The 20,262-nt window shown below is 71.5% G+C and carries 17 protein-coding genes; 4 read left to right on the top strand and 13 right to left on the bottom strand.

The genetic code is table 11. The features are described from left to right. Positions 1-66 precede the first annotated feature (66 nt). The 10 genes from REH65_RS30300 to REH65_RS30255 are packed head-to-tail and all read right to left on the bottom strand — an operon-like array spanning position 67 to position 10,952. Positions 67-1,527 (bottom strand): ABC transporter ATP-binding protein, encoded by a 1,461-nt coding sequence (locus REH65_RS30300; protein ID WP_406690155.1) that lies wholly within the window; start codon positions 1,525-1,527, stop codon positions 67-69. Further along, the gene (locus REH65_RS30295; RefSeq protein WP_406690154.1) at positions 1,524-2,321 is read right to left on the bottom strand and encodes an ABC transporter permease; all 798 of its coding nucleotides are present in this window, start codon (positions 2,319-2,321) and stop codon (positions 1,524-1,526) included. The genes REH65_RS30300 and REH65_RS30295 overlap by 4 nt, the downstream gene beginning before the upstream one ends. After that, the gene (locus tag REH65_RS30290) at positions 2,318-3,256 is read right to left on the bottom strand and encodes an ABC transporter permease (RefSeq protein ID WP_406690153.1); all 939 of its coding nucleotides are present in this window, start codon (positions 3,254-3,256) and stop codon (positions 2,318-2,320) included. The genes REH65_RS30295 and REH65_RS30290 overlap by 4 nt, the downstream gene beginning before the upstream one ends. Further along, positions 3,253-4,788, bottom strand: a complete 1,536-nt coding sequence (locus REH65_RS30285; protein WP_406690152.1) for an ABC transporter substrate-binding protein — start codon at positions 4,786-4,788, stop codon at positions 3,253-3,255. Before REH65_RS30285 ends, REH65_RS30290 begins: the two co-directional genes overlap by 4 nt. 31 nt (positions 4,789-4,819) lie before the next feature. Then, positions 4,820-5,590: a class I SAM-dependent methyltransferase gene (locus tag REH65_RS30280; RefSeq protein ID WP_406690151.1), complete on the bottom strand. Its 771-nt coding sequence runs from the start codon at positions 5,588-5,590 to the stop codon at positions 4,820-4,822. Next, positions 5,575-6,849: an MFS transporter gene (locus tag REH65_RS30275; protein ID WP_281458257.1), complete on the bottom strand. Its 1,275-nt coding sequence runs from the start codon at positions 6,847-6,849 to the stop codon at positions 5,575-5,577. The genes REH65_RS30280 and REH65_RS30275 overlap by 16 nt, the downstream gene beginning before the upstream one ends. Further along, a complete protein-coding gene (locus REH65_RS30270) occupies positions 6,846-7,856 on the bottom strand; it encodes a dipeptide epimerase (RefSeq protein WP_406690150.1) in 1,011 nt (336 codons plus the stop codon). Before REH65_RS30270 ends, REH65_RS30275 begins: the two co-directional genes overlap by 4 nt. Beyond that, the gene (locus REH65_RS30265) at positions 7,853-8,902 is read right to left on the bottom strand and encodes a PLP-dependent cysteine synthase family protein (RefSeq protein WP_406690149.1); all 1,050 of its coding nucleotides are present in this window, start codon (positions 8,900-8,902) and stop codon (positions 7,853-7,855) included. The genes REH65_RS30270 and REH65_RS30265 overlap by 4 nt, the downstream gene beginning before the upstream one ends. After that, a complete protein-coding gene (locus REH65_RS30260; protein ID WP_406690148.1) occupies positions 8,899-9,699 on the bottom strand; it encodes a Rossmann-like domain-containing protein in 801 nt (266 codons plus the stop codon). The genes REH65_RS30265 and REH65_RS30260 overlap by 4 nt, the downstream gene beginning before the upstream one ends. Further along, entirely contained in the window at positions 9,696-10,952 is a 1,257-nt protein-coding gene (locus REH65_RS30255; protein WP_406690147.1) for an ATP-grasp domain-containing protein, read from the bottom strand. The genes REH65_RS30260 and REH65_RS30255 overlap by 4 nt, the downstream gene beginning before the upstream one ends. 102 nt (positions 10,953-11,054) lie before the next feature. Here REH65_RS30255 and REH65_RS30250 point away from each other — a divergent pair, with 102 nt between their 5' ends. Together REH65_RS30250 and REH65_RS30245 are read left to right on the top strand one after the other, a co-directional pair. Continuing rightward, positions 11,055-12,503: an alpha/beta hydrolase gene (locus tag REH65_RS30250; protein WP_406690146.1), complete on the top strand. Its 1,449-nt coding sequence runs from the start codon at positions 11,055-11,057 to the stop codon at positions 12,501-12,503. 193 nt (positions 12,504-12,696) lie between these two features. Further along, positions 12,697-13,704, top strand: coding sequence for a TRIC cation channel family protein (locus tag REH65_RS30245; protein ID WP_406690145.1), 1,008 nt, complete (start codon positions 12,697-12,699; stop codon positions 13,702-13,704). Position 13,705: 1 nt separating this feature from the next. Here the strand turns inward: REH65_RS30245 and REH65_RS30240 are convergent, their stop codons facing one another. Then, positions 13,706-14,593, bottom strand: a complete 888-nt coding sequence (locus REH65_RS30240) for a LysR family transcriptional regulator (RefSeq protein WP_406690144.1) — start codon at positions 14,591-14,593, stop codon at positions 13,706-13,708. 127 nt (positions 14,594-14,720) lie between these two features. On the opposite strand from REH65_RS30240, the gene REH65_RS30235 reads away from it, so the two are divergent. Further along, a complete protein-coding gene (locus tag REH65_RS30235; RefSeq protein WP_406690143.1) occupies positions 14,721-15,056 on the top strand; it encodes a hypothetical protein in 336 nt (111 codons plus the stop codon). 123 nt (positions 15,057-15,179) lie between these two features. Continuing rightward, entirely contained in the window at positions 15,180-16,595 is a 1,416-nt protein-coding gene (locus REH65_RS30230; RefSeq protein ID WP_406690142.1) for an alkaline phosphatase PhoX, read from the top strand. A 377-nt stretch (positions 16,596-16,972) separates the two neighbouring features. On the opposite strand, the gene REH65_RS30225 is transcribed toward REH65_RS30230, so the two are convergent. Together REH65_RS30225 and REH65_RS30220 are read right to left on the bottom strand one after the other, a co-directional pair. Continuing rightward, positions 16,973-18,247, bottom strand: coding sequence for an ATP-binding protein (locus tag REH65_RS30225; protein ID WP_281458248.1), 1,275 nt, complete (start codon positions 18,245-18,247; stop codon positions 16,973-16,975). A 104-nt stretch (positions 18,248-18,351) separates the two neighbouring features. After that, on the bottom strand, positions 18,352-19,929 hold the full coding sequence (locus tag REH65_RS30220; protein ID WP_406690141.1) for a BCCT family transporter: 1,578 nt from the start codon (positions 19,927-19,929) through the stop codon (positions 18,352-18,354). Positions 19,930-20,262 lie beyond the last annotated feature (333 nt).

Here is a 20,262-nt window from a genome sequence, read left to right as displayed (position 1 = left end):
TGCCCGAAATGTCGGGACAATTATGGCTAAAACTATCTCCCTCGTGATCACGAAGGGGACGGAGTTCTAGGCGCTGCGCGGGTTTTGGGCCAGCGGGCGGGTCGGGCGGACCAGGTCGGCGGTGGCCGGGTGCTGCGGTGATTCGAGGACGTCGGTGGTGGGGCCGTGCTCGACGGCGCGGCCTTCGTGCACGACCAGGGTCCGGTGGGTGAGGGCCGCCACCGCGCGGATGTCATGGGTGATCATCAGCAGCGCGCAGCCGGTGTTCGCCTGCAGCTCGGTGAGCACGCGCAGCAGGTCTTCGCGGTGGCGGGCGTCGAGCCCGGAGGTGATCTCGTCGCAGATCAGCACGTCCGGTTCGGCCATCGTCGCGCGCACCAGGGCGGCGCGCTGCAGCTCACCGCCCGACAGGCCCGAGGGCAGGCGTCGGGCGGTTGATTCGGGCAGGCCGAGCGCGGCGAGTTCGGCGGTCGCGCGGGCTCGGGCCCCGCCGCGGTCGGTGCCGCGGAGGCGTTCGGCGGTGCGGGCGACCTGGTGCAGGACCGGGGTGAACTCGTCGAACGAGGCGCGGGCGTCCTGGAAGACGTACTGGACGCGGGCCAGCTGCTCCCGGGTCCGGCGGCGCAGCACGGGTGGGAGCGGCTGGTCGTCGAGCAGGACCTCGCCGCGGAATCGGTGGAGCCCCGCGAGGCAGCGGGCCAGGGTCGTCTTGCCGCTGCCGGAGCGGCCCAGCACCGCCACCCGCTCCCCCGCCGCGACGTCCAGGTCGATGCCGTGCAGGACGTCGGCGCGTCCGTGCGCGGCGCGCAGGCCGCGCACCCGCAGGATCGGCTCGTTCGAGTTCTCCTGCGGTGTCGGCGACCCCTGCGGCAGGAGGTCCACTTCGGACTCGGTCAGGTGGCCGTCGGCGAGGGTCAGGATGCGGTCGGCGATCTCGCGCACCAGCTCCAGGTCGTGGGTGAGCAGCAGGATCGCGATGCCCTGCTCGGCCGTCGCGCGCAGCTCGGCCGCCAGCTGGGCGCGGATCACCGGGTCCTGGCCGGTCGTGGGCTCGTCGGCGATGAGCACCCGGGGCCGTCCGATGAGCGCCTGGGCCAGCACCACGCGCTGCTGCTGGCCGCCGGAGAGCTGGTGCGGGTAGCGGCGCAGGTACCGGTGCCCGTCGGGCATCTGCGCCTGCCGCAACGCCTCCAGAACCCGCTCGCGGACCTGCGGTTTCGGCACGTGCAGGCGGGCGATCTCGGCGAGCACCGAACCCACCCGGCGCACCGGGTTGAGGGCGGCGGAGGGCTGCTGCGGGATGTGGCCGACGGCGCCCGGCTCGGACGGGATGCCCTCGACCTCACCGGACACCCCGACGCCCGCCGGGGTGTCGCCGAGCAGGACGCGGGCCAGGGTCGTCTTCCCGCTGCCGGATTCGCCGACCAGCGCGGTGATCCGCCCGGCGGGCAGGGTGAACGACGCGCCCGCGAGCAACGTCCGCTCCCCTGCCGAGATCGTGATGTCGTGTGCGGCGACAGCGGTCACCGTGCCTCCAAGAAGTTCACGTCGCGGTGGCGGAGCCAGCGGTCGAACAGCAGGTTCACCCCGACCGACAGCGCCACGATCAGCAGCGCGGGCACGACCACCGCCCACGGTTGCAAGAACAGGCCGACGCGGTTCCGGTCGACCATCGCCGCCCAGTCGCTCACACCGGGGGCCACGCCGACGCCGAGGAAGCTCGCCGAGGCCGCCAAGTAGACCGCGCCGGTCAGCCGGGTGCCCAGGTCGGCGGCCAGGGTGCGACGCATCTCCCGGGCCACGTAGCGGATCGCGATGCGGGCGCGGTGCTCGCCCTGCAGGCGCATCGCCTCCACGGCGGGCCGGGTCGACAGCGACAGGGCGGCGGCGCGGCTGATGCGCACCACGTCGGGCAGGTTGATCAGCACCACGACGCCGACCAGCACCCACGTGTTGCCCGGGGCCAGCGCGGCCAGGAGCAGCAGCATCAGCATCGACGGCAGCGCCAGCAGCACGTCCAGCGGCCGCATGAGGATCTCGTCGAGGACGCGGCTGCGGGTCATGCCCGCGATCAGGCCCACCGGCACGGCCAGCAGGTAGGTGCAGGCCGTGGCGGTCAGTGCCGTGACGACCAGGGTGCGGCCGCCGCGCAGCACCTCGTCGGTGACGTCGCGGCCGAGGAAGTCGGTGCCCAGCAGGTGCCCGCCGCCGAGCAGGAACGCCACGTCCTTGGTGGTGTCCTCGGAGGCGAACAGCGGTCCGAGCAGCGCCAGCAGCACCGGCACCGCCACCAGCACGCCCGGGAGCAGGTACTTGGTCATCGGCCCACCTCCGAGGTCGGTGACAGGGCGCGGGCGGTGATGTCCGCGCCGAGGTTGACCAGCACCGTCGTGCAGGAGAACACCAGCGCCAGTCCCTGCACGACCGGCAGGTCGCGGGCCGAGACGGCGTCGAGCAGCGCGGTTCCCAGGCCGGGCACCACGAAGATCGCCTCGACCACGATCACCCCGCCCAGCAGCCAGTCGGCGGTGCGGGCCAGCTGCTGCACCGCGGGGGCGGCCGCGTTGGGCAGCACGTGGAACACGCGGATCCGCGTCGGCGAGAGACCGAGGCGCCGGACGTGCTCCACGTGGGGGGCGCGCTGGGCGTCGATCGCGCCCGCCCGGACGAGCCTGCTCAGCGAGCAGATCGGGCGCAGCAGCAGGACCAGCACCGGCAGCACCAGCAGCGCCGGGTTCGCGGTGAGCGAGCCGCCGACGGCCGTGGGCGGGAACCAGCCCAGCTGGACGGCGAACACGGTGACCAGCAGGACCGCCATCGCGAACTCCGGTGCGGCGTAGAGGCCGAGGGTGGTGCTGGTGATCACCCGGTCCAGGCGCCCGCCCTCGCGGCGCGCGGCCAGCATCCCGAGACCGGTGGCCAGCGGGATCAGCAGCGCCAGGGCCAGGACCGCCAGCAGCAGGCTCGGGCCGAAGGCCGAACCGATGACCTCCGACACCGGGCGCGGCCCCACCAGGGACGTGCCGAGGTCGCCGTGGGCGGCGGCCGCCAGCCACTCCGCGAAGCGCTCCCCGACCGGCCGGTTCAGGCCGAGCTGCTCGCGCAGCTCGGCGATGACGGCCGGGTCGGGGTTGTCACCCGCGATGGTGACCGCCGCGTCCCCCGGCAGCGCCTCGGTCAGCGCGAACACCCCGGCCGCGACCAGCAGGACCTGCACCACGCCGAGCAGCAGCCGGCGGGCGATGTAACCGATCACGCCAGCCACACCTTGTCGAACCGCGCCCAGTGCAGCGTGTTCGCCGGTGAGCGCTCGTCGATGCCGCCCACGTTGGGCGCCGAGCCGACGATCCAGTCGGAAACACCCCACCAGAGGAAGCCGCCCTCGTCGAACAGCTGTCGCTGCATCCGGGTGTAGAGCTCGGCGCGCCGGGCTTCGTCCGCTGTGGACTGGGCGGTGTCGTACAGCTCGTCGAACTCCGGCCGCCGCCACGCGGTGTTGTTGGTGGTGGAGCCGCTGAGCAGGCGCTGCGAGAAGTGCGAGTCCAGCGGCATCCCACCGGACCGGTAGCTGGCCAGCACGCCGCTCTTGTTGATGTCGGACCAGTAGGTGTCCTTGTTGCCCAGCTTGACGTTCAGGTTCAGGCCGATCTCGCGGGCCTGGTCGCTGATGGCCAGCGCCGCCTCCTTCAACCCGGTGGAGGCGTCGGAGGTGTCGAAGTCGATGGTCATGCCCTCGGCGCCTGCCCGGCGCACCAGGTCGCGGGCGCGGTCGAGATCCTGCCTGCGCTGCGGGAACTCGGCGTAGTAGCGGTATCCCTGGCCGTAGACGTCGTTGCTCACCTGGCCGGAGCCCTGCAGCACCGACCGCACCAGCTCCTCGCGGTCGACGAGGTGGAACATCGCCTGCCGCAGCTCCGGCCGGTCGAACGGCGGTCGGTCGACCTTCATCGCCAGGCCCTGGAAGTTGCTCAGCGGCAGCCGCAGCACCCGGATCTGACCGCCGGCCTCGTAGGTGCGGGCGCTGGTGAGGGTGAGGTCGTTGGCGTAGTCGACCTGCTTGCCCAGCAGCGCGTTGACGCGGGCGGCTTCGTCGTTGGTGACCACGATCTGCAGCTCGTCGAGCAGCGGCGCGCCGTCGAAGTAGTCCGGGTTGCGCGCGCCCAGGAACGACCGGCCGGGCTCGAAGGAGGTGAAGCGGAACGGTCCCGACCCGATCGGGCGGGAGAAGTCCGTGGTGCCCTCGGGGATGATGTAGGCGCCGAGGGTGGCCAGCGCGTTCGGGAACTCCGCGTAGGGGCGCTTGAGGCGGAACTCGACGGTGCGGTCGTCGATCGCGCGGCTGTTGGGCAGGTCGATCACCGACAGGCTCGACTTGGCGCGCCTGCTGCTGCCGGGTTCGGTGATGCGCGTGTAGCTGGCGAGCACGTCGGCCGCACGCACCGGCCGACCGTCGTGGAAGGTGGCCTGGCGCAACGTGATCCGCCAGGTCTGCAGGTCGGCGGAGGGCTCCCAGCGCTCCGCCAGGCGCGGTTGCGGTGACATGTCGTTGCCGTAGTCGGCGAGCTTGTCGTACAGGGCCTTCGCGCGGGCGATCTCGACGTAGAGGTCGCTGTCGTGCGGGTCGAGGACCTCGGCGGAACCGCCACCGGCGAAGGCCGCGCGTAACCGGCCGCCGGGCCGGGGCGCGCCCGCCCGGGGACCTCCGCTCGGGCCGCAGCCCGCGAGCAGGGCGCCGGTGGTGGCGGCTCCGGCCAGGCCGAGGAAGCGTCGTCGGTCGAAGGTGAACATCACAGGTCTCCTGCTTCGTCGGGGGTGTGCGTCAGATGCGGCGGGCGACCAGGTGCAGCCGGTCGCCGGACATGCGCTCGGACAGCTCGGCGTCGGCCGTCCACGGGGTGTCGGTGCGCGGGCCGGGTTCGTCGAACAGCGCGAGTACCTCGAAACCGGTGCGGGCGGCGAAGTAGCGCAGCTCCTGCGGGAACAGCAGCCGCCAGGCCGAGCGCTGTTCGAACTCGTCGCCGTCGGGCAACCGCCAATGGCGTTCGCGGCGCAGCAGCTGCGCGGCGTGGTCGATCCACAGCCGCGTGCGGGAGCTGTAGGACCGCCCGTCGTGGTGCAGGGTTCGTTCGGCGACGCCGTCGAGGAGTTCGGTGCTGCCGAGGAAGAACGCGCCGTTGCGGGCTTCGGCGACGAGCAGCCCGCCGGGTCGCAGGTGGTCGTGGCAGCGCCGGAGGAACTCCTCCAGCTCGGCGTTGGCGTGGCAGTACAGCAGCGCGCTGTCCAGGCAGGTGATCACGTCGAACTCGCCGGGCAGCGAGAACTCGCGCATGTCGGCGACGACGAACTCCGCGTCAGGGCAGTGCCGCGCGGCGTGGGCGATCATCTCCGGCGAGTTGTCAAGCCCGGTCACCCGGTAGCCCCGGCGGATCCAGAACCGGGCGTCGCGGCCGGTTCCGCAGCCCACGTCGAGCAGGTCGGTGCCGCCGCCGAAGCGGCGCGCGACGTCGTCGGCGAAGCGCGCCGCGACGTGCTCAGGATCGGGGAACCATGCCTCGTAGACGGCCGGGTTGTCGGTCAGGAAGTTCGGCACGAGGTCTCCTCGTTCGTGGTGGGGCGCGGGCCGATGCCGCTGCGCCGGTGCAGCGCCAGCACGGCCGCGGCCGAGGCGAGGCCGATGGCCAGGCACAGCGCCGAGGGCAGCCACGGCACCTCGGCCCCGGCCAGGTCGGTGGCCCAGCCGATGAGGGCGTTGCCGCCCGCGGCGGTCAGCCCGGAGGCCAGGTAGAACACGCCGAAGTAGGTGCCGGAGAGCTCGTCGCGGCCGTAGGCGGGGATGAGCTCGTAGGCGAAGGGCTGCGCGAGCATCACCCCGACCGACAGCGCGAACGCGGTGACCAGCACCGGGCTCAACCGCAGCACCAGCTCTCCCGTCGAGCTCGCCGGCTGCGCCGGGATGGCGGTCGCGGCGATCGCGGTGACCGCGAAACCGCCGCCCATCACGGCCAACCCGGTGGCGATCGCCCTCCCCCGGCTCCAGCGGCCGTCGCACCAGCGGGTGATGCGCACCTGCAGCGCGAGACCGGCGACGGTGGTCACCAGGAAGATCACCGACACCGACACGGCCGTGCCGGTGAAGCGCGAAGCGAGCATCGGCAGCACCAGGTACAGCTGGTTCTGCAGCGCGAACAGCCCGGTCATCGCGCAGGTGAACAGCACGAACCGCCGGTCGGTGAGCACCTCGCGCCAGTCCGCCAGCAGCGTCGTGCGCGGCGTGGGCACCTCGCGGGCCGGCAGCACCAGGACCTGGGCGACGGTGAGGACCGCGAAGATCAGCGCGGCGCAGATCGCCGAGACCTGGAAGTCCACCAGCAGCAGGGCGCTGCCCAGCAGCGGGCCGATCAGCATGCCGGTGTTGGCGAAGACGTTGAACATCGAGAACATCTCCGCGCGCCGCTCACCGGCCTCGTGGCTGAGGTAGGAGCGCACGGCCGGGTTGAACAGCGCGCCCGCCAGCCCGGACAGCACCGAGGCCGCCAGCAGCACCGGCAGCGACGTGCCGAACGCGAACAGCCCGAACCCCACCGCCCGCAGGGCGCACCCGGCGATGATGACGCCGCGCGCCCCGAGCCGGTCGGACGCCGACCCGCCGAGCAGGAACAGGCCCTGCTGGCTGAGGTTGCGCACCCCCAGGATCACGCCGATGACCGCGGCCGATAACCCCAGGTCGTGCCCGAGATACCCGGCCAGGTAGGGAATCAGCAGGTAGAAGGCGGTGTTCACGCCGAGCTGGTTGATCAGCAGCACCTGGACGGCCAGCGGGTAGCCGCGGAACAGTCGCAGCGCGCTCACGCCGGACGCACCCCGAGACCGACGAGTCCGGCGATGCGCAACGTCCCGCTCTCCCCGCCGAGCCCGGTCCACGGGTCGCGGGCCAGCAGCAGGTGCCCGTCGAGGTCGACCCAGCGGGCCGCGCCCGCCAGGTGCACGGCGGGCGCGATCCCCAGCGAACTGGCGACCTGGCAACCCAGCATCACGTCGAGACCCAAACCCCTTGCGGTATCGATGATTTCGAGCGCCGCGCGCGGGCCACCGCACTCCGGGAGCTTGATGTTGACGCCGTGCACCCGCGAACCCAGGCGCCGGACATCTCCGGGGGTGCGGGCGTCCTCGTCGGCGATCACCGGGACCGGCGAGTCCGCGGCGACCTCGGCGAGCAGGTCCGGGGTGCCCGAGGCGATGGGCTGCTCCACCGCCTCCACCTCGAACTCCGTTGCGGCGCGCAGCATCCGACGGGCCTCGTCGGGCTGCCACGCCCCGTTGGGGTCGAGCAGCAGGCGGGCGTTCGGGGCGGCGTCGCGGATCGCCGCCACCCGGGCGAGCTCGTCGGCACCGGTGCCGAGCTTGACCTTGAGCACCTCGAACCCCTGCCCGACCAGCCCGGTCGCCTCGGCCACGGCCCGCTCGGCGGAGGTGATGCCGATCGTGCGCGCGGTCGGCACCGCACCCGGTGCTGCGACCCCGAGGAGTTCGTGGACGGCGATGCCGCGGCGGCGCGCGACGAGGTCGTGCAGCGCCGCGTCGAGCGCGGCCCGCACCCCCGGCGAGACCTGCGGCAGGTCGGTGACCAGCGCTTCCTCCGAGGTGAGCTCGGCCAGCTCCGCGCGCGCCCCGGTCAGCTCGGCGTCGATGCGCGCCACGTCGAGCTCGTGGTGGACGCTGGTGACGACCTCGCCGTGGCCGAGCTCGCCGTCGTCGTCGAGGATCACGGTCACCGCGTCGCGCTCGGCCATCACCGACCGCGAGATCCGCAGCGGCTCGCGCAACGCCAGGCCGCTCGCCCGCCAGTCGAGTCTCACGCGGGCACCTCCATCGTCATCAGCGGGTCGAAGACCGTCCGGCAGCGGGTCCAGCCCGTCGCCTCCACCTCCGGGCGCGCCACCTCGATCGGGCGGGTGGCGACCGGGGCGTCCAGCAGTCCCCGCGCGCGGCAGTAGTCGTCGTCGAACACCGTGCCCAGGTAGCGGTGCGGGCCGTCGGGGAACACCGTCACCACGTTCGCGCCCGGATCCACCCGCGCCGCCCACGCGGACACCAGAGCCACCGCGCCGGTGCTCCAGCCGCCGGTGACGAAGGCATTGCGCGCCAGCTCCCGGCAGGTCGTTACCGCCTCACCGGCGCCGACCCAGTGCACCTCGTCGAACTGCGGGTAGTCGACGTTGCGCGGGTGGATGCTGCTGCCCAGCCCGCGCATCACCCTCGGGCGGTTCGGCTGCCCGAAGATCGTCGAACCCACGGTGTCCACGCCGATCAGCCGCACCTGCGGCCACCGGCGGCGCACCGTGCGGATCATCCCGGCGCTGTGCCCGCCCGAGCCGACGCTGCACACCAGGACGTCGACCCGGTCGAGCTGGCGGCAGATCTCCGCGCCCATCTCCACGTACCCGGCCGGGTTGTCCGGGTTGTTGTACTGATCCGGCCAGTACGCGCCGGGCAGCTCCCGGCAGATCTCGCGCACCCGGTCCAGGCGCGCCTGCTGCCAACCGCCCTCGGGATGCGGCCGGTCGACGATCTCCAGGCGCGCGCCGTGGGCGCGCAGCAGCGCCCGCATCCCGGGTTCGAGCTCCTCGTCGACCACCAGCACGATCGGATGGCCGAGCGCGTTGCCCGCGAAAGCCAGTCCCACGCCCAGGGTTCCGCTGGTCGACTCCACCACCGGTGCACCGGGTCGCAGCTCACCGCGAAGACGGGCGCCGCGCAGCATCGACAGCGCGGCGCGGGCCTTCATCCCGCCCGCGCTCAAGCATTCCAGCTTCGCCCAGAAACCCGGGTGGGCCCGGGGAAGCGGCGCCGAGACCCGAGCGAGCGGCGTATCGCAGACCAGATCGAGCAGGTCCGGATTCATGCGGGTTTCTCCTCCGAGTAGCGGTAGAGCAGGCTCGGGCCGCCGTCGAGCCAGAAGAACGGGTACGGCTCGGCCGACACGGCGGTGACCCCGGATCCCAGGAAGCGCGGCAGCACGCCGCTGCCGGTCTGGGCGAACAGCACCAGGGGTTGTCCGGTGTCGCGGGCGTGGGTCAGCAGCCGGTCGAAACTGCCGTTGCCCAGCACCATCCCGGACGCCAGCACGGCGTCGCACTCGCCCAGCACCGCCTCGGCGTCCGCGTGCACCGGCTCGCCCCACTCGGTCCGGCCGCCCTTGTAGTCGCAGGCCAGGTAGTCGACGCCGCGTTCGCGCAGGTGGTGCAGCAGCGAGTTGACCACGCCGATCACCAGCACCCGCCGCACCGGCGGCAGCAGATCGACCACGATTTTCGCCCGGTGCAAGGACTTCTGCAGCGAACCGCCACGCCCGATCACCACCTCCTCGGCGTGCCGGTGGTGCGGGCGCACCGACTGGAGGTAGCCGTCGAGCGCCGCCACGCGCACCGCCGTCGACGGGTGGCGCAGCAGCTCGGCGACGGGCGCGCCGACGCAGTCGAGCACGACGTCCTCGGTGAGCTCACCGGGTTCCACCGCGCACGAGCCGACGGCGTCGCCGACGCGCAGGCTCAGCACGTGGTTGCGGTAGGAGGTGTTGCGGGAGGCGTGCCGCACGCCCTGCTGGGTCAGGAAACCCACGCTCACCTCGGCTTCGCCGATCTCCTCGCCGTGCTGTCCCCCGTGGACTTCGTCGATCAGGGCTGCCAGCGACAGGTTCACGCGGCGTCCTCGTAGCGCACGTCGAGACCGGAGACCAGCAGCTCGGCGTGCGGGCGCGCCGCACCCGGCCGGTCGCTGGTCACCATCACGTGCCCCAGGTAGTTGTTGTTGCTGGTCGCGGCTCCGGCGTGGTGCCCGGCGGGCTTGATCCGGTAGTCCACCACCGCCGGGTCCTGCAGCGCGTCCGCACCACCGATCTCGGCGATCGGGCCGGTCTTGGGCGGCAGCAGGAACGAGATGGCCGCGCTGGCCGCGCCGGTGTCCACCGGGGTCAGGTCGGGCTTCTCCCCTAGCGCCACCTGCGCGTGGACGGCGGCGAGGTCGATGCCGGTGACCCGGCGGATCAGCTCGGTGATCTGGTTCCCGGCGGGCCTCGGGTTGACCTCGACGATCTTCGGGCCGTCGCCGGTCAGCTTGATCTCGGTGTGGCACACGGTGTTGTCCAGCCCCAGCGCCTCGATCGCGGCCACCGCCGTCGCGGAGACGGCTTCGCGGGTGTCGTCATCGAGGGCGGCCGGGAACATGTGGCCGGTCTCGACGAACCACGGTGCGCCGGCGACGCTCTTGTCGGTGACGCCGACGACCGTGGTCCGCCCGCCGAAGGTGACCGTCTCCACGCTCACCTCGGCACCGGTCAACAACTCCTCCAGCAGCACCACGGGACTGCGCTGCTGGCCGCGAGCGTTGACCGGAAACCCTTGCAGCGCCTCGAACGCCTCGCGCAGCTCGGCCTCGGATTCGACCTTCCGCACGAACATCCCCGCGCACAGGTCCACCGGCTTGAGCACCAGCGGGAAGCCCATCGCCGCGGCGGCCTCCTCCAGCCCGCGCAGCGTCTCGGCCAGCGCGAACGCCGGGCCGGGCGCACCGGCCTCGCGCAGCGCGCGCCGGGTGCGGTCCTTCGAGCAGGCGGCTTCGACCGATTCCGGCGCGGGGCCGGGAAGTCCGAGCCGCTGCGCGATCCGCGCCGCGGTGGGCAGGTAGTAGTCGCACGAGGTCGTGACGCCGTCGAAGCCCAGCACGGGATGCAGGCGCTCCAGGTGCGGCAGCAGCACGTCGAGGTCGTTGGTCTCGCAGGTGAGCACGTTGTCCGCGCCGAGCAGCGGGTGCGGCCCCGGTCCGGGCGCGGATCGCAAGTAGTGCTGCAGATCCCGGGTGACGAAGCTGAACCGGTGTCCCTCCTCGTGAATCGCCCTGGGGAGCAACGTGCTCATCGCCCCGACCCAGCTCTCCACCAACAGCAGGTGACTCACCAACGACTCCCATCCCGACGATTGCACTGCAACAGTCGGTGATGATAATCGTTTTCAAAAGGGGGATCAACCTCCATTTAGTGCGAATGGATGTGACTCGACGTGACGAAGAAAACGGCAGCCGCCGCAGCCCTGGTGCTCGCCGTTCCCCTGCTCGGCGCCGCGCCCGCGGAGGCGAAACCGCTGGCCTTCGGCCCGTGCCCGTTCGAAGGCGCCGAGTGCGCCGAACTCGCGGTACCGCTGGACGAGCGGCATCCCGAGCACGAGATCATGATCTCGATCTCACGCGTTCGGGCCACCGGCACTCCCGAGGAGTACCGAGGGGCACTGCTGGTCAACCCGGGCGGACCGGGCGGTTCCGGCCTGGAGTACGCGGTGAGCAAGGGGGCCAAGCTCCCCGAACAGGTGCGCCGCGCCTACGACATCGTCGGCTTCGACCCGCGCGGCGTCGGCCGCAGCGCCCCGCTGGACTGCGGCGACCTCGGCGGCCTGTTCCAGCACCCCTCGCCGGAACCGGTCCCCGTCGGCCCCGACCAGGAACGCGCGCACCTCGACCGATTATCCGCCCAGGCGCGAGACTGCCTGCGGCACAACCCGAACGCGGCCGCGATGAACACCACCAGCACCGCCCGCGACATGGACCGCATCCGCGACGCCCTCGGCGAGGAGGAGCTGAACTTCCTCGGCGTCTCCTACGGCACCTACCTGGGTGCCGCCTACGCCCACGAGTTCCCCGAGAACGTGGGCCGGATGGTCCTCGACAGCGTCGTCAGCCCCGACCGCTGGCACGACTTCGACGTCCTCCAAGCCCACGCCATGCTCCACCAGCGCGACGTCCTGTTCGACTGGATCGCCGCCCGCCCCGACCTGGGCCTGGGCACCACCCGCGAGGAGGTCCGCGACACCTACACCCGCGCCCGCGCGAGCCTTTCCTCCGCTGACGACGATTTCGGCGCGGGTGCTCGAAACGCCTTCGGCGCGGGTGAGTTCGACAACCTCGTCTACAAGACCCTCTCGCGCACCGAGCGCTGGCGCCCCTTCGCCGAAGCCCTGCGCACCTACGTCGGCTCGGGAAGCACCGAATCCCTGGAACCCGCGCTGCCCGAACCCGACCCGGAATCCCGCAACTACGAAGCCGCCCTCCGCACGGTCAAGTGCAACGACAGCGCACGCCCGACCCCGGAGGAGGTGCCGGCCGACATCCGCGCGCTCCGCGCCGCGGACCCCCACCCGATCCTCACCGGCCTGGAGGCGACCACCTGCGCCTTCTGGCCGAACCCGGCCGAACCCGCGCGGCTCGGTCACCCCGACATGCCCCCGGTGCTGCTCACCCAAGCCGACCACGACCCCACCACTCCCCTGCCGGGAGCCCGCCGAATGCAGGCGCTCCTCCCGGGCTCCCGCATGATCACAGCCCGCAACACCTACTCCCACGGAGTCGTTGCCAGCCAGAACCTCCCCTGCGTCGACGACCCCACCGCCACCTACCTCCTCACCGGCCAACTCCCCGACCGCAACACCACCTGCCCAGGCCCAGGCCTCCCCACCTGACCCGGCTCGGTCGACCCGATTTCAATGGAACTCGGACTCCTGATTTCCATTGAGATCGGGAACCCCGCCGCCTCCGCGGGTCGTGACCCGAATCAATTTCAGTTATTACTGAACCCATCGCGGTGGCAAACAGATCCCCTCGCCTAGCGCGCCTGATCGCGTGGTGGGGTGTCGCGGACGTCAGACTGTCGGGATGGCTCAAGCTCCGCTGCTGCTCGCGCTGGACCTGACCGGGACGTTCGCGTTCGGGCTCAACGGGGCGCTCACCGCCGTGCGCGTCGTGCGCCTGGACCTGGTCGGCGTGATCACGCTGGGCATGATGACCGCGCTCGGCGGCGGCATCCTCCGCGACATCCTGATCGGCGCGCTGCCGCCGGCGACCTTCAACGACGCGGTCTACCTCGGGGTGGCGGCGGCCGGGGCGCTGGTGGCGTTCTTCATCAGCGTCGAACTGGAGCGCTTCACCCGGCTCATCACGCTCTTCGACGCGGTCGGGCTGGGCGTGTTCTGCGTGACCGGGGCCAGCAAAGCGCTCGACTACGGGCTGGGCGGCACGCAGGCCGTGCTGCTCGGGGCGCTGACCGCCGTGGGCGGCGGGACGCTGCGCGACGTGGCGATCAAGCACGTCCCCTCGGTCCTGACCAGCGACTTCTACGCGGTCCCCGCCCTGGTGGGCGCGGTGCTGACGGTGGTGGCGGTGCGCTGGGAGGTCTACGGCATCGCGACGGCGCTGGCCGCCGCGGCGGTGTGCTTCGCGATCCGCATGCTCGGTGTCCGCTACCGGCTGCGCGTGCCCAGCACTCCCCGCCGGAAGGTCTCCGACGAGAAACCGGCGCTCGACGCCCGGCTGTCCTGGCAGGAGGAATTCCTCCGGAACGCGGGCCCACGAGCCGAAGAACGGTTGCGCGAGTTCGGTTTCCAGGTGTCCGACGGCGTCGGCGTGCTGGAGAACGGCGCCGGGCCCGCGGTCCTGCTCCGGGCCGCCTCCGGCGAATCCGCCGACGTGGCGTGCGTTCTCGGCGCGGCACAACTGCTGTCCGAGGACACCGACCGCTGGCGCGGCACCCTTCTCGTGCAGCTCCACGGCGAGCCCGACGCACGTCCCGACGTCGTCCTCGCCCACCACGTACCCGACCCGACCCGCGCGGCGCTGAGCACCGGCACCGAATCCCTCGTCACCGCCGCCCTCTCCTGGCTCTGAGCTACTCCGCTTCCGGAGGGACCTCCTCCCGCAGCAGCTGGAGGAAGGCCTCGGTCGCGGGCGAGGTTCCGGAGGTCGGCCAGAGCACCTGCACCGTGCGCGGCGGGACGCCGGTGGTGGGAACGCTGCGCACACCCGACATCCGGGCGGCGGTCGGGGCGGAGACGAGCCCGACTCCGAGGCCCCGGGCGACGAGCTGTTCCAGCAGGGCCATGCTGTCGGCCTCGAACGCGACCGTGCGGGTCACACCCGCCGCGTCGAACGCCGCGTCGTTGTGCGGGCGGATGCCCGAACCGCTCTGCATGTCGACCATGTCCTCCTCCGCCAGCTGCGCGGGGGAGAGCCGCGGCGCGTCGGCCAGCGGGTGCCCGTGCGGGACGATCGCGACCAGTTCGTCCTGGCGGAGCACGCGCCCGGCCAGCCCGCGCGGGAGCTCGCCCGGGCGCGCGTCGACGAACGCGACGTGGCACGCGTGCTCGCGGACCTGCTGCAGCAGGTCTCGCACGAGCCTGGTGCGGAGGGTGATCCGCACGGCCGGATGCCGGTCCCGGTAGGTCGCCAGCACCCCGGGCAGGTCCACCGCCGTGAGCGGGGTGATCGTGCCGATCACCAGGTTGCCGCGCACCTCGCCGCCGCACGCCACGGCGTTGCCCGCGGCCCGCTCCGCGGCGGCCAGCGCCTCGCGGGCGGGACCGAGGAACGCCTCACCGGCCGACGTGATCCGGACGCGACGGCTGGTCCGCTCGAAGAGCTTGGTGCCCAGCTCCTTCTCGAGCCGCGCGATCTGCTCGCTGAGCGCGGACTGAACGACGAAGCAGCGGTGCGCGGCCCGGGTGAAGCTGCCGGACTCGGCGACGGCGACGACGTAGGTCAGCTGGCGGAGCTCCATGACATCCATCGTGAAGACCGATCGCTGCGATGACAAGAACCTGTTGGACCGATCGACGGCGGTCGGAGAGCATCGAGGTACCGGCACGAGGCCGGAAACGCGAACTCCAGGAAGGCAGGGAACAGACGTGGCCCCCTCACCGACCGAGCACACCGCTCCGCCCGCGAACGCGACCCGTCACGGAGCCCGGCGCCGGATCATCTCCGCACGCATGACCTGCTGGTTCGCCGGCGGAGTGCTCGGGGTGATCCTCATCGGCCTGGTCTACCCGCAGCGCGGGTGGACCGGCGTGGGCGTGCTCTGCGCCGCGCTGGCGCTCGCGCTGTGCCTGGTGTGGCTGGGCAGCAGCGGCATCGGGGCTCGACGCCCCGATCCTCGACCGCTGCCGTCGATCGCGGTCGCGCTGGTGCTGGGCGGCGGTTGGTTTGCGGTGATCGCAGCGGTGCTGCGCCTGACGCTCTGACCCGGGGCTCGGCCGCGTTCTTCGGGATTGCGACGTTGTTTCGCTTCGTCGCGTTCATCCGGTGGTCGTCTGCGATCGCGAGGCTGATGCGCTGTTCCCGATCTCGATCACCAGGAGTTCCCGATGGACCTCTCTCGCAGGCAGTTCGTCCACCGCTCGCTGCTCGGCGGCATCGGAATCGCGCTCGTCGGCAACGTCGGCGCGGTCACCGCCGCGGCCCCGGCCGTCGCCGAGGGTGGCGCGATCCCCGGTTACGGGCCGCTGATCGCCGATCCCGCCGGGAAGCTCTCGCTGCCCGAGGGATTCAGCTACAAGATCGTCACCGAGGCGGGCAAGACGACGCTGGAGTCCGGTGAGCCGACCCCGCAGAAGCACGACGGCATGGCCACCTTCGTCCGTCCCGACGGCGGCAGCGTGATCGTCTACAACCACGAGATCAAGGTCAGCCACAACGCCGAGTTCCCGGTCCCCCGCGTCGAGGGGCTCACCTACGACCCGGTCGCGCCGGGCGGCTGCACCGTCGTCGAGGTCGACGCCGACGGTAACCGGGTCACCGAGTACGTCGCGCTGGCCGGCACCTCCACCAACTGCGCCGGTGGCCGCACCCCGTGGAACACATGGCTGAGCTGCGAGGAGACCGAGGCCAAGGCCGGCGAGGACGGCCACGAGCACGACCACGGCTTCACCTTCGAGGTCGACCCCTACGACCGCGAGGCCAACCGGGACCCGAAGCCGATCAAGGCGCTCGGCCGGTTCTCCCACGAGGCCGCGGTGGTCGACCCCAACACCGGGCACCTCTACCAGACCGAGGACGCCTCCGGCCCCAACGGCCTGTTCTACCGCTTCACCCCGCCGGCCTCCGCGCTGCCGCTCGGGCCCGGCAAGCTGCGGGCGCTCGGCGACACCGACGGCGTCCTGGAGGCCATGAAGGCCGCGGACGCGTCCGGCCAGCACGTCGACGACCTGTCCCGGGCGACCGAGGTCGGCACCACCTACGCGATCACCTGGGTCGCGGTTCCGGACCGGTTGGCGGCGAAGAAGTCGATCCGCGAGCAGTTCGGCGACCGCGACATCACCCGGGGCCGCAAGCTCGAAGGCGCGTGGTGGGGCGACGGCGGTGCCTACTTCGTGTGCAGCTACGCGCGCATCGAGGACAGCCCGGGCGAGCCGCACGACGGTCAGGTGTGGTTCTTCAACCCGCGCAACCAGACCATCGAGCTCAAGCTGCGCTTCGAGTACGACCAGGACGACGCGGCCGCGTTCGACGGCCCCGACAACATCACCGTCTCCTCGCGCGGCAACGGGCTGATCCTCGCCGAGGACGGCGACGGCCAGCAGCACCTGTTCGGCGCCACGATGGAGGGCCAGACCTACCCGCTGGCCCGCAACGAGATCAACACCGGCACCGACGTCGAGCCGGAGTTCAGCGAGTTCTGCGGCCCGGTCTACTCCCCCGACGGCAACACCCTGTTCGCCAACGTCCAGAACCCCGGCGTCCTCTACGCCATCACCGGCCCCTGGGACACCCTCCGCGCCTGACCCAAACCCCGGAACACGGCCGCAATCGGACACCCGATTACGGCCGTGTTCCGGTACCCGCCTACGGCCGTACTCCGATACCCGACTACGGCCGTACTCCCGTCCCGATTACGGCCGTATTCCCGTACCCAACTACGGGCGTATTCCCGGTTTCCGGGTGTGCGGGGGTACCAGTGGACAGTTTTAGCCAGAATCGCCCGGGGTTTCACCCCCGAAATCCCGGGCGATTCTGGCTAAAACTGTCCCCTCCGCCGCGCCACCGCCCTCCGCCACGCCACCACACTCCGCAGTCCACCGCGCGCCGCAGTCCACCGCGCGCCGCGGTCCACCGCGCTCCGCGGTCCACCACCCTCCGCGGTTCACCGCCGTGAGCGGGGTTAGAGGCGGGTGTAGATGTCTATGTCCCGTTCGAACTCGGTGATGGCTTCGGCGGACAGTGTCGGGCGGGCGTCGGCGATGGCGCGGAGGTAGTCCTCCGTCGTCGCCGGTTCGCCGCTCTGGTGCAGGACGTCGCGTTCGAAGGCGGCCTGGGCGCCCTGGCGGGCGGCGAACTCGATGTCGGCCGGGGTGAAGAACTCCGAGCGCTCCACCAGCTGGTCCACGTCGACGTGCTCGCGGGCCGGGCCGAGGTAGCGGGACCACACCGCGCGGCGCGCGGGCGGGTCCGGCGGGCCGACCGGGATGAGGTAGTCGAACCGCCCGGGCCGCAGGAACGCCGGGTCCAGCGAGTGCACCGCGTTGGTGGCGCACACCAGCAGCCGGTGGTCGTGCTCGCGGAAGCCCGGGATGAGCTTCAGCAGCTCGTTGGTCACGCCGTGCGCCGGGCCCGCCGACGGTGACGAGCGGGTTCCGGCGATCTCCTCGACCTCGTCGATGAACAGCACCACGTCGTCGAGCTCCTCCAGCTGGGCGAAGCTCTCCCGCAGCGATGCCGCCAGCCCGTCCGGCGAGTCCGCCGCCAGCCGCGACGGGAACAGCTCGACGAACGGCCAGTGCAACCGGGACGCGACGGCCTTGGCGAAGCTCGTCTTGCCGGTACCGGGCGGGCCGAACAGCACGATCGCCTTCGGCGGCAGGACGCCGTGCCGCTCGGCCTGCTCGCTGTGGGTGATCGGCAGGACGACGCGGCGTTCGATGATGTCCTTCTCCCGCTGCATGCCCGCCAGCTCGTCCCACCGGCCGGCCGGGATGAGGCTGCCGCCGAGGTGTTCGAGCATGTCGACGTCAGCCGGATCGAGTTCCTCCACCTTCTCGAAGTAGGTGAGGTCGGTGCGCGGGCGGTAGCCCGAGTTGGACATCGCCTTCGCACCCGAGGCGCCCTCGGGCACGAGGCTGGCGATGCGGTGCACGCCCTGGGTGCGCAGCTTCTTCTCCAGCTCGCCGAGCAGGGCGCTGCCGATACCGCGGTTGCGCCACCGCTCGTCGAGGGCGAACAGCGCCAGCCACGCGCGTTCGCCCTCGACCTTGGCCGCGGCCATGCCGACGACGTCGTCCTGCACGACCGCGACCATCGCGGGGTGCCCGGCCTGGGCCATGCCCACGACCTCGGCGGCGGAGAAGACCGGTTCCACGCCTTCCCGGCTCTGGTCCCAGATGCGAATCGCCTGGTCCAGGTCGTCGCTGTGGAAATCGCGCACCCGCCACACCGGCACGGCACACCTCCTGCGGTCTCGGTCCGGCCTCCAGTTGGCCTGGAGTACAGCACCCGACCACCGGCCGCGCCAGCACGCCGCATCGATGTACCGATAAGGGAGTCCTATCGCTGCGGCACGGGCTCCTCCTCCGGCGTCTCCGGCTCGGCCGACACCGATCGGGGTGCTGACAGCCCGTGGTCCTCGCGCAACGCCTTGTGGAAGGCGAAGCAGATGCCGACGAGGATGATCGCGAACGGCGTCCCGGTCAGCACCGAGGCCTTCTGCAGCCCGTCGAGCCCGCCGGAGACCAGCAGCACCGCCGCGACCCCGGCCAGCAGCAAGCCCCACAGCAGCCGCACCCACGTCTTGGGGTCGGGCCTGCCGCCGGTGGACAGCTCGCCGAGCACGACGGTGCCCGCGTCGGCACCGGCCACGAAGAACACCCACAGCACGATCAGCGTGATCACCGACAGCAACCCGGCCAGCGGGTACTGCTGGATGAACACGAACATGCCGGCCGCCGGGCTCTCGCTCACGGTCCGGGCGATGTCACCGGCCAGGCCGCTGCGGGCCAGGTGCAGCGCGGCACCGCCGAACACCGCGATCCAGATCACGCTGACCAGGCTGGGCACCAGGACGGTGGCGGCGACGAACTCGCGGATCGTGCGGCCCTTCGAGATGCGCGCCATGAACAGGCCCACGTACGGCGCCCAGGCGATCCACCAGGACCAGTAGAAGACGGTCCAGCTGCCCATCCACGAGTTGTTCGGGTCGAAGGCGTCGAGCCGGAAGCTCATCGGCACGATGTCGCCGAGGTAGTTCCCGAGCCCTTCGGTGAAGGCGTTGATCTGGGTGATGCTCGGGCCGACGACGAAGTAGAAGATCAGCAGGATCGGGGCGATGAGCATGCTGATGTTCGACAGCCACTTGATGCCGTGCTCGATCCGCGTGGTCGCCGACCCCATGAACGCGGCCGTGGTCAGCGCGAGCACGACCAGCTGCACGCCGATTCCGGTTGACATGCCGAAGGTTTCGCCGAGCCCGGCGGTCATCTGCAGGCCCGCCTGGCCCAGCGCGACGGCGATGCCGAAGACGACGGCGAGCACGGCGAGGATGTCGATGAGCTTGCCGATCGGTCCGTCGACCCGATCTCCCAGCAGCGGGCGGAAGATCGCGCTGAGCAGGCCGCGTTCACCCCTGCGGTGCGTGAAGTAGGCGACGGCCAGCCCCGCGACGGCGTAGATCGCCCACGGGTGCAGTCCCCAGTGGAAGAACGAGTACTCCATCGCCACACCGGCCGCAGCGTCGGTTTCCGGTGGCGCGAGTCCGAAGGGGACATCCACGTAGTGCGAGAGCGGTTCGGCCAGGCCCCAGAAGATGATGGCCGGACCCATCCCGGCCTGGAACATCATGGCGAACCAGGAGAACCGGCCGAACTCCGGTTTCTCGTCGTCGGCGCCGAGCTTGATCCGGCCGTAGCCGCTGAGCGCCAGGTAGATCGCGAACACCAGCAGGATGTTCGCCGCCAGCAGGAAGAACCAGCTCATGTCCGACACGACGTGGTCGAAGAGCCGCGTCGTCACGTTTCCGAAGCCGGTGGGGTCGACAGCTCCCCACAGGACCACCAGAGCGGACACGGCGATCGACACCGCGAAGACGGCGTGATTGGCCGCACCGCTGCTGTTCTGTTTCGTTGTCATGGTGAAAACCCTGTTGTGTCGAGAAATTCGGCACGAGCGAGCCGCATCGCCGCTTTCTCGTTGCGCCGCAAGCGATGTCGCATCCCGCACCCGGACGGGCAGGACCTCTTTCGTTGTGTGCTCGAAGTTGAGGCTCTCAGCTGGACGGCGCTCGATCAAACAGTTCTAGGGATTCGTCCATACTCATCCTGAAAGGGAGCGATAGAAAGCGTCTATCTGCACAGCCTGCCGGTGCCGTCGCGGCGAACCCCGGCGAAGCGGACGTGGCGCGTTCCAGCTCGACGCGACACCCGGCTCGTGGGCGGACCCCGCCTTCCGCTTCGCCCGATCCGT

It is taken from the genome of Saccharopolyspora sp. ID03-671, assembly GCF_045278815.1.
GTDB lineage: Bacteria > Actinomycetota > Actinomycetes > Mycobacteriales > Pseudonocardiaceae > Saccharopolyspora > Saccharopolyspora ipomoeae.
Note: the sequence above shows the minus strand (reverse complement) of the source record. Positions and strands in the feature narration are given on the sequence as shown.

Bases quoted from the DNA above. Each gene is read 5' to 3' on its own strand.
- REH65_RS30295 (WP_406690154.1), bottom strand. From the start codon at position 2,321: ATGACCAAGTACCTGCTCCCGGGCGTGCTGGTGGCGGTGCCGGTGCTG.
- REH65_RS30285 (WP_406690152.1), bottom strand. From the start codon at position 4,788: ATGTTCACCTTCGACCGACGACGCTTCCTCGGCCTGGCCGGAGCCGCC.
- REH65_RS30265 (WP_406690149.1), bottom strand. From the start codon at position 8,902: ATGAATCCGGACCTGCTCGATCTGGTCTGCGATACGCCGCTCGCTCGG.
- REH65_RS30245 (WP_406690145.1), top strand. From the start codon at position 12,697: ATGGCTCAAGCTCCGCTGCTGCTCGCGCTGGACCTGACCGGGACGTTC.
- REH65_RS30240 (WP_406690144.1), bottom strand. From the start codon at position 14,593: ATGGAGCTCCGCCAGCTGACCTACGTCGTCGCCGTCGCCGAGTCCGGC.
- REH65_RS30230 (WP_406690142.1), top strand. From the start codon at position 15,180: ATGGACCTCTCTCGCAGGCAGTTCGTCCACCGCTCGCTGCTCGGCGGC.
- REH65_RS30220 (WP_406690141.1), bottom strand. From the start codon at position 19,929: ATGACAACGAAACAGAACAGCAGCGGTGCGGCCAATCACGCCGTCTTC.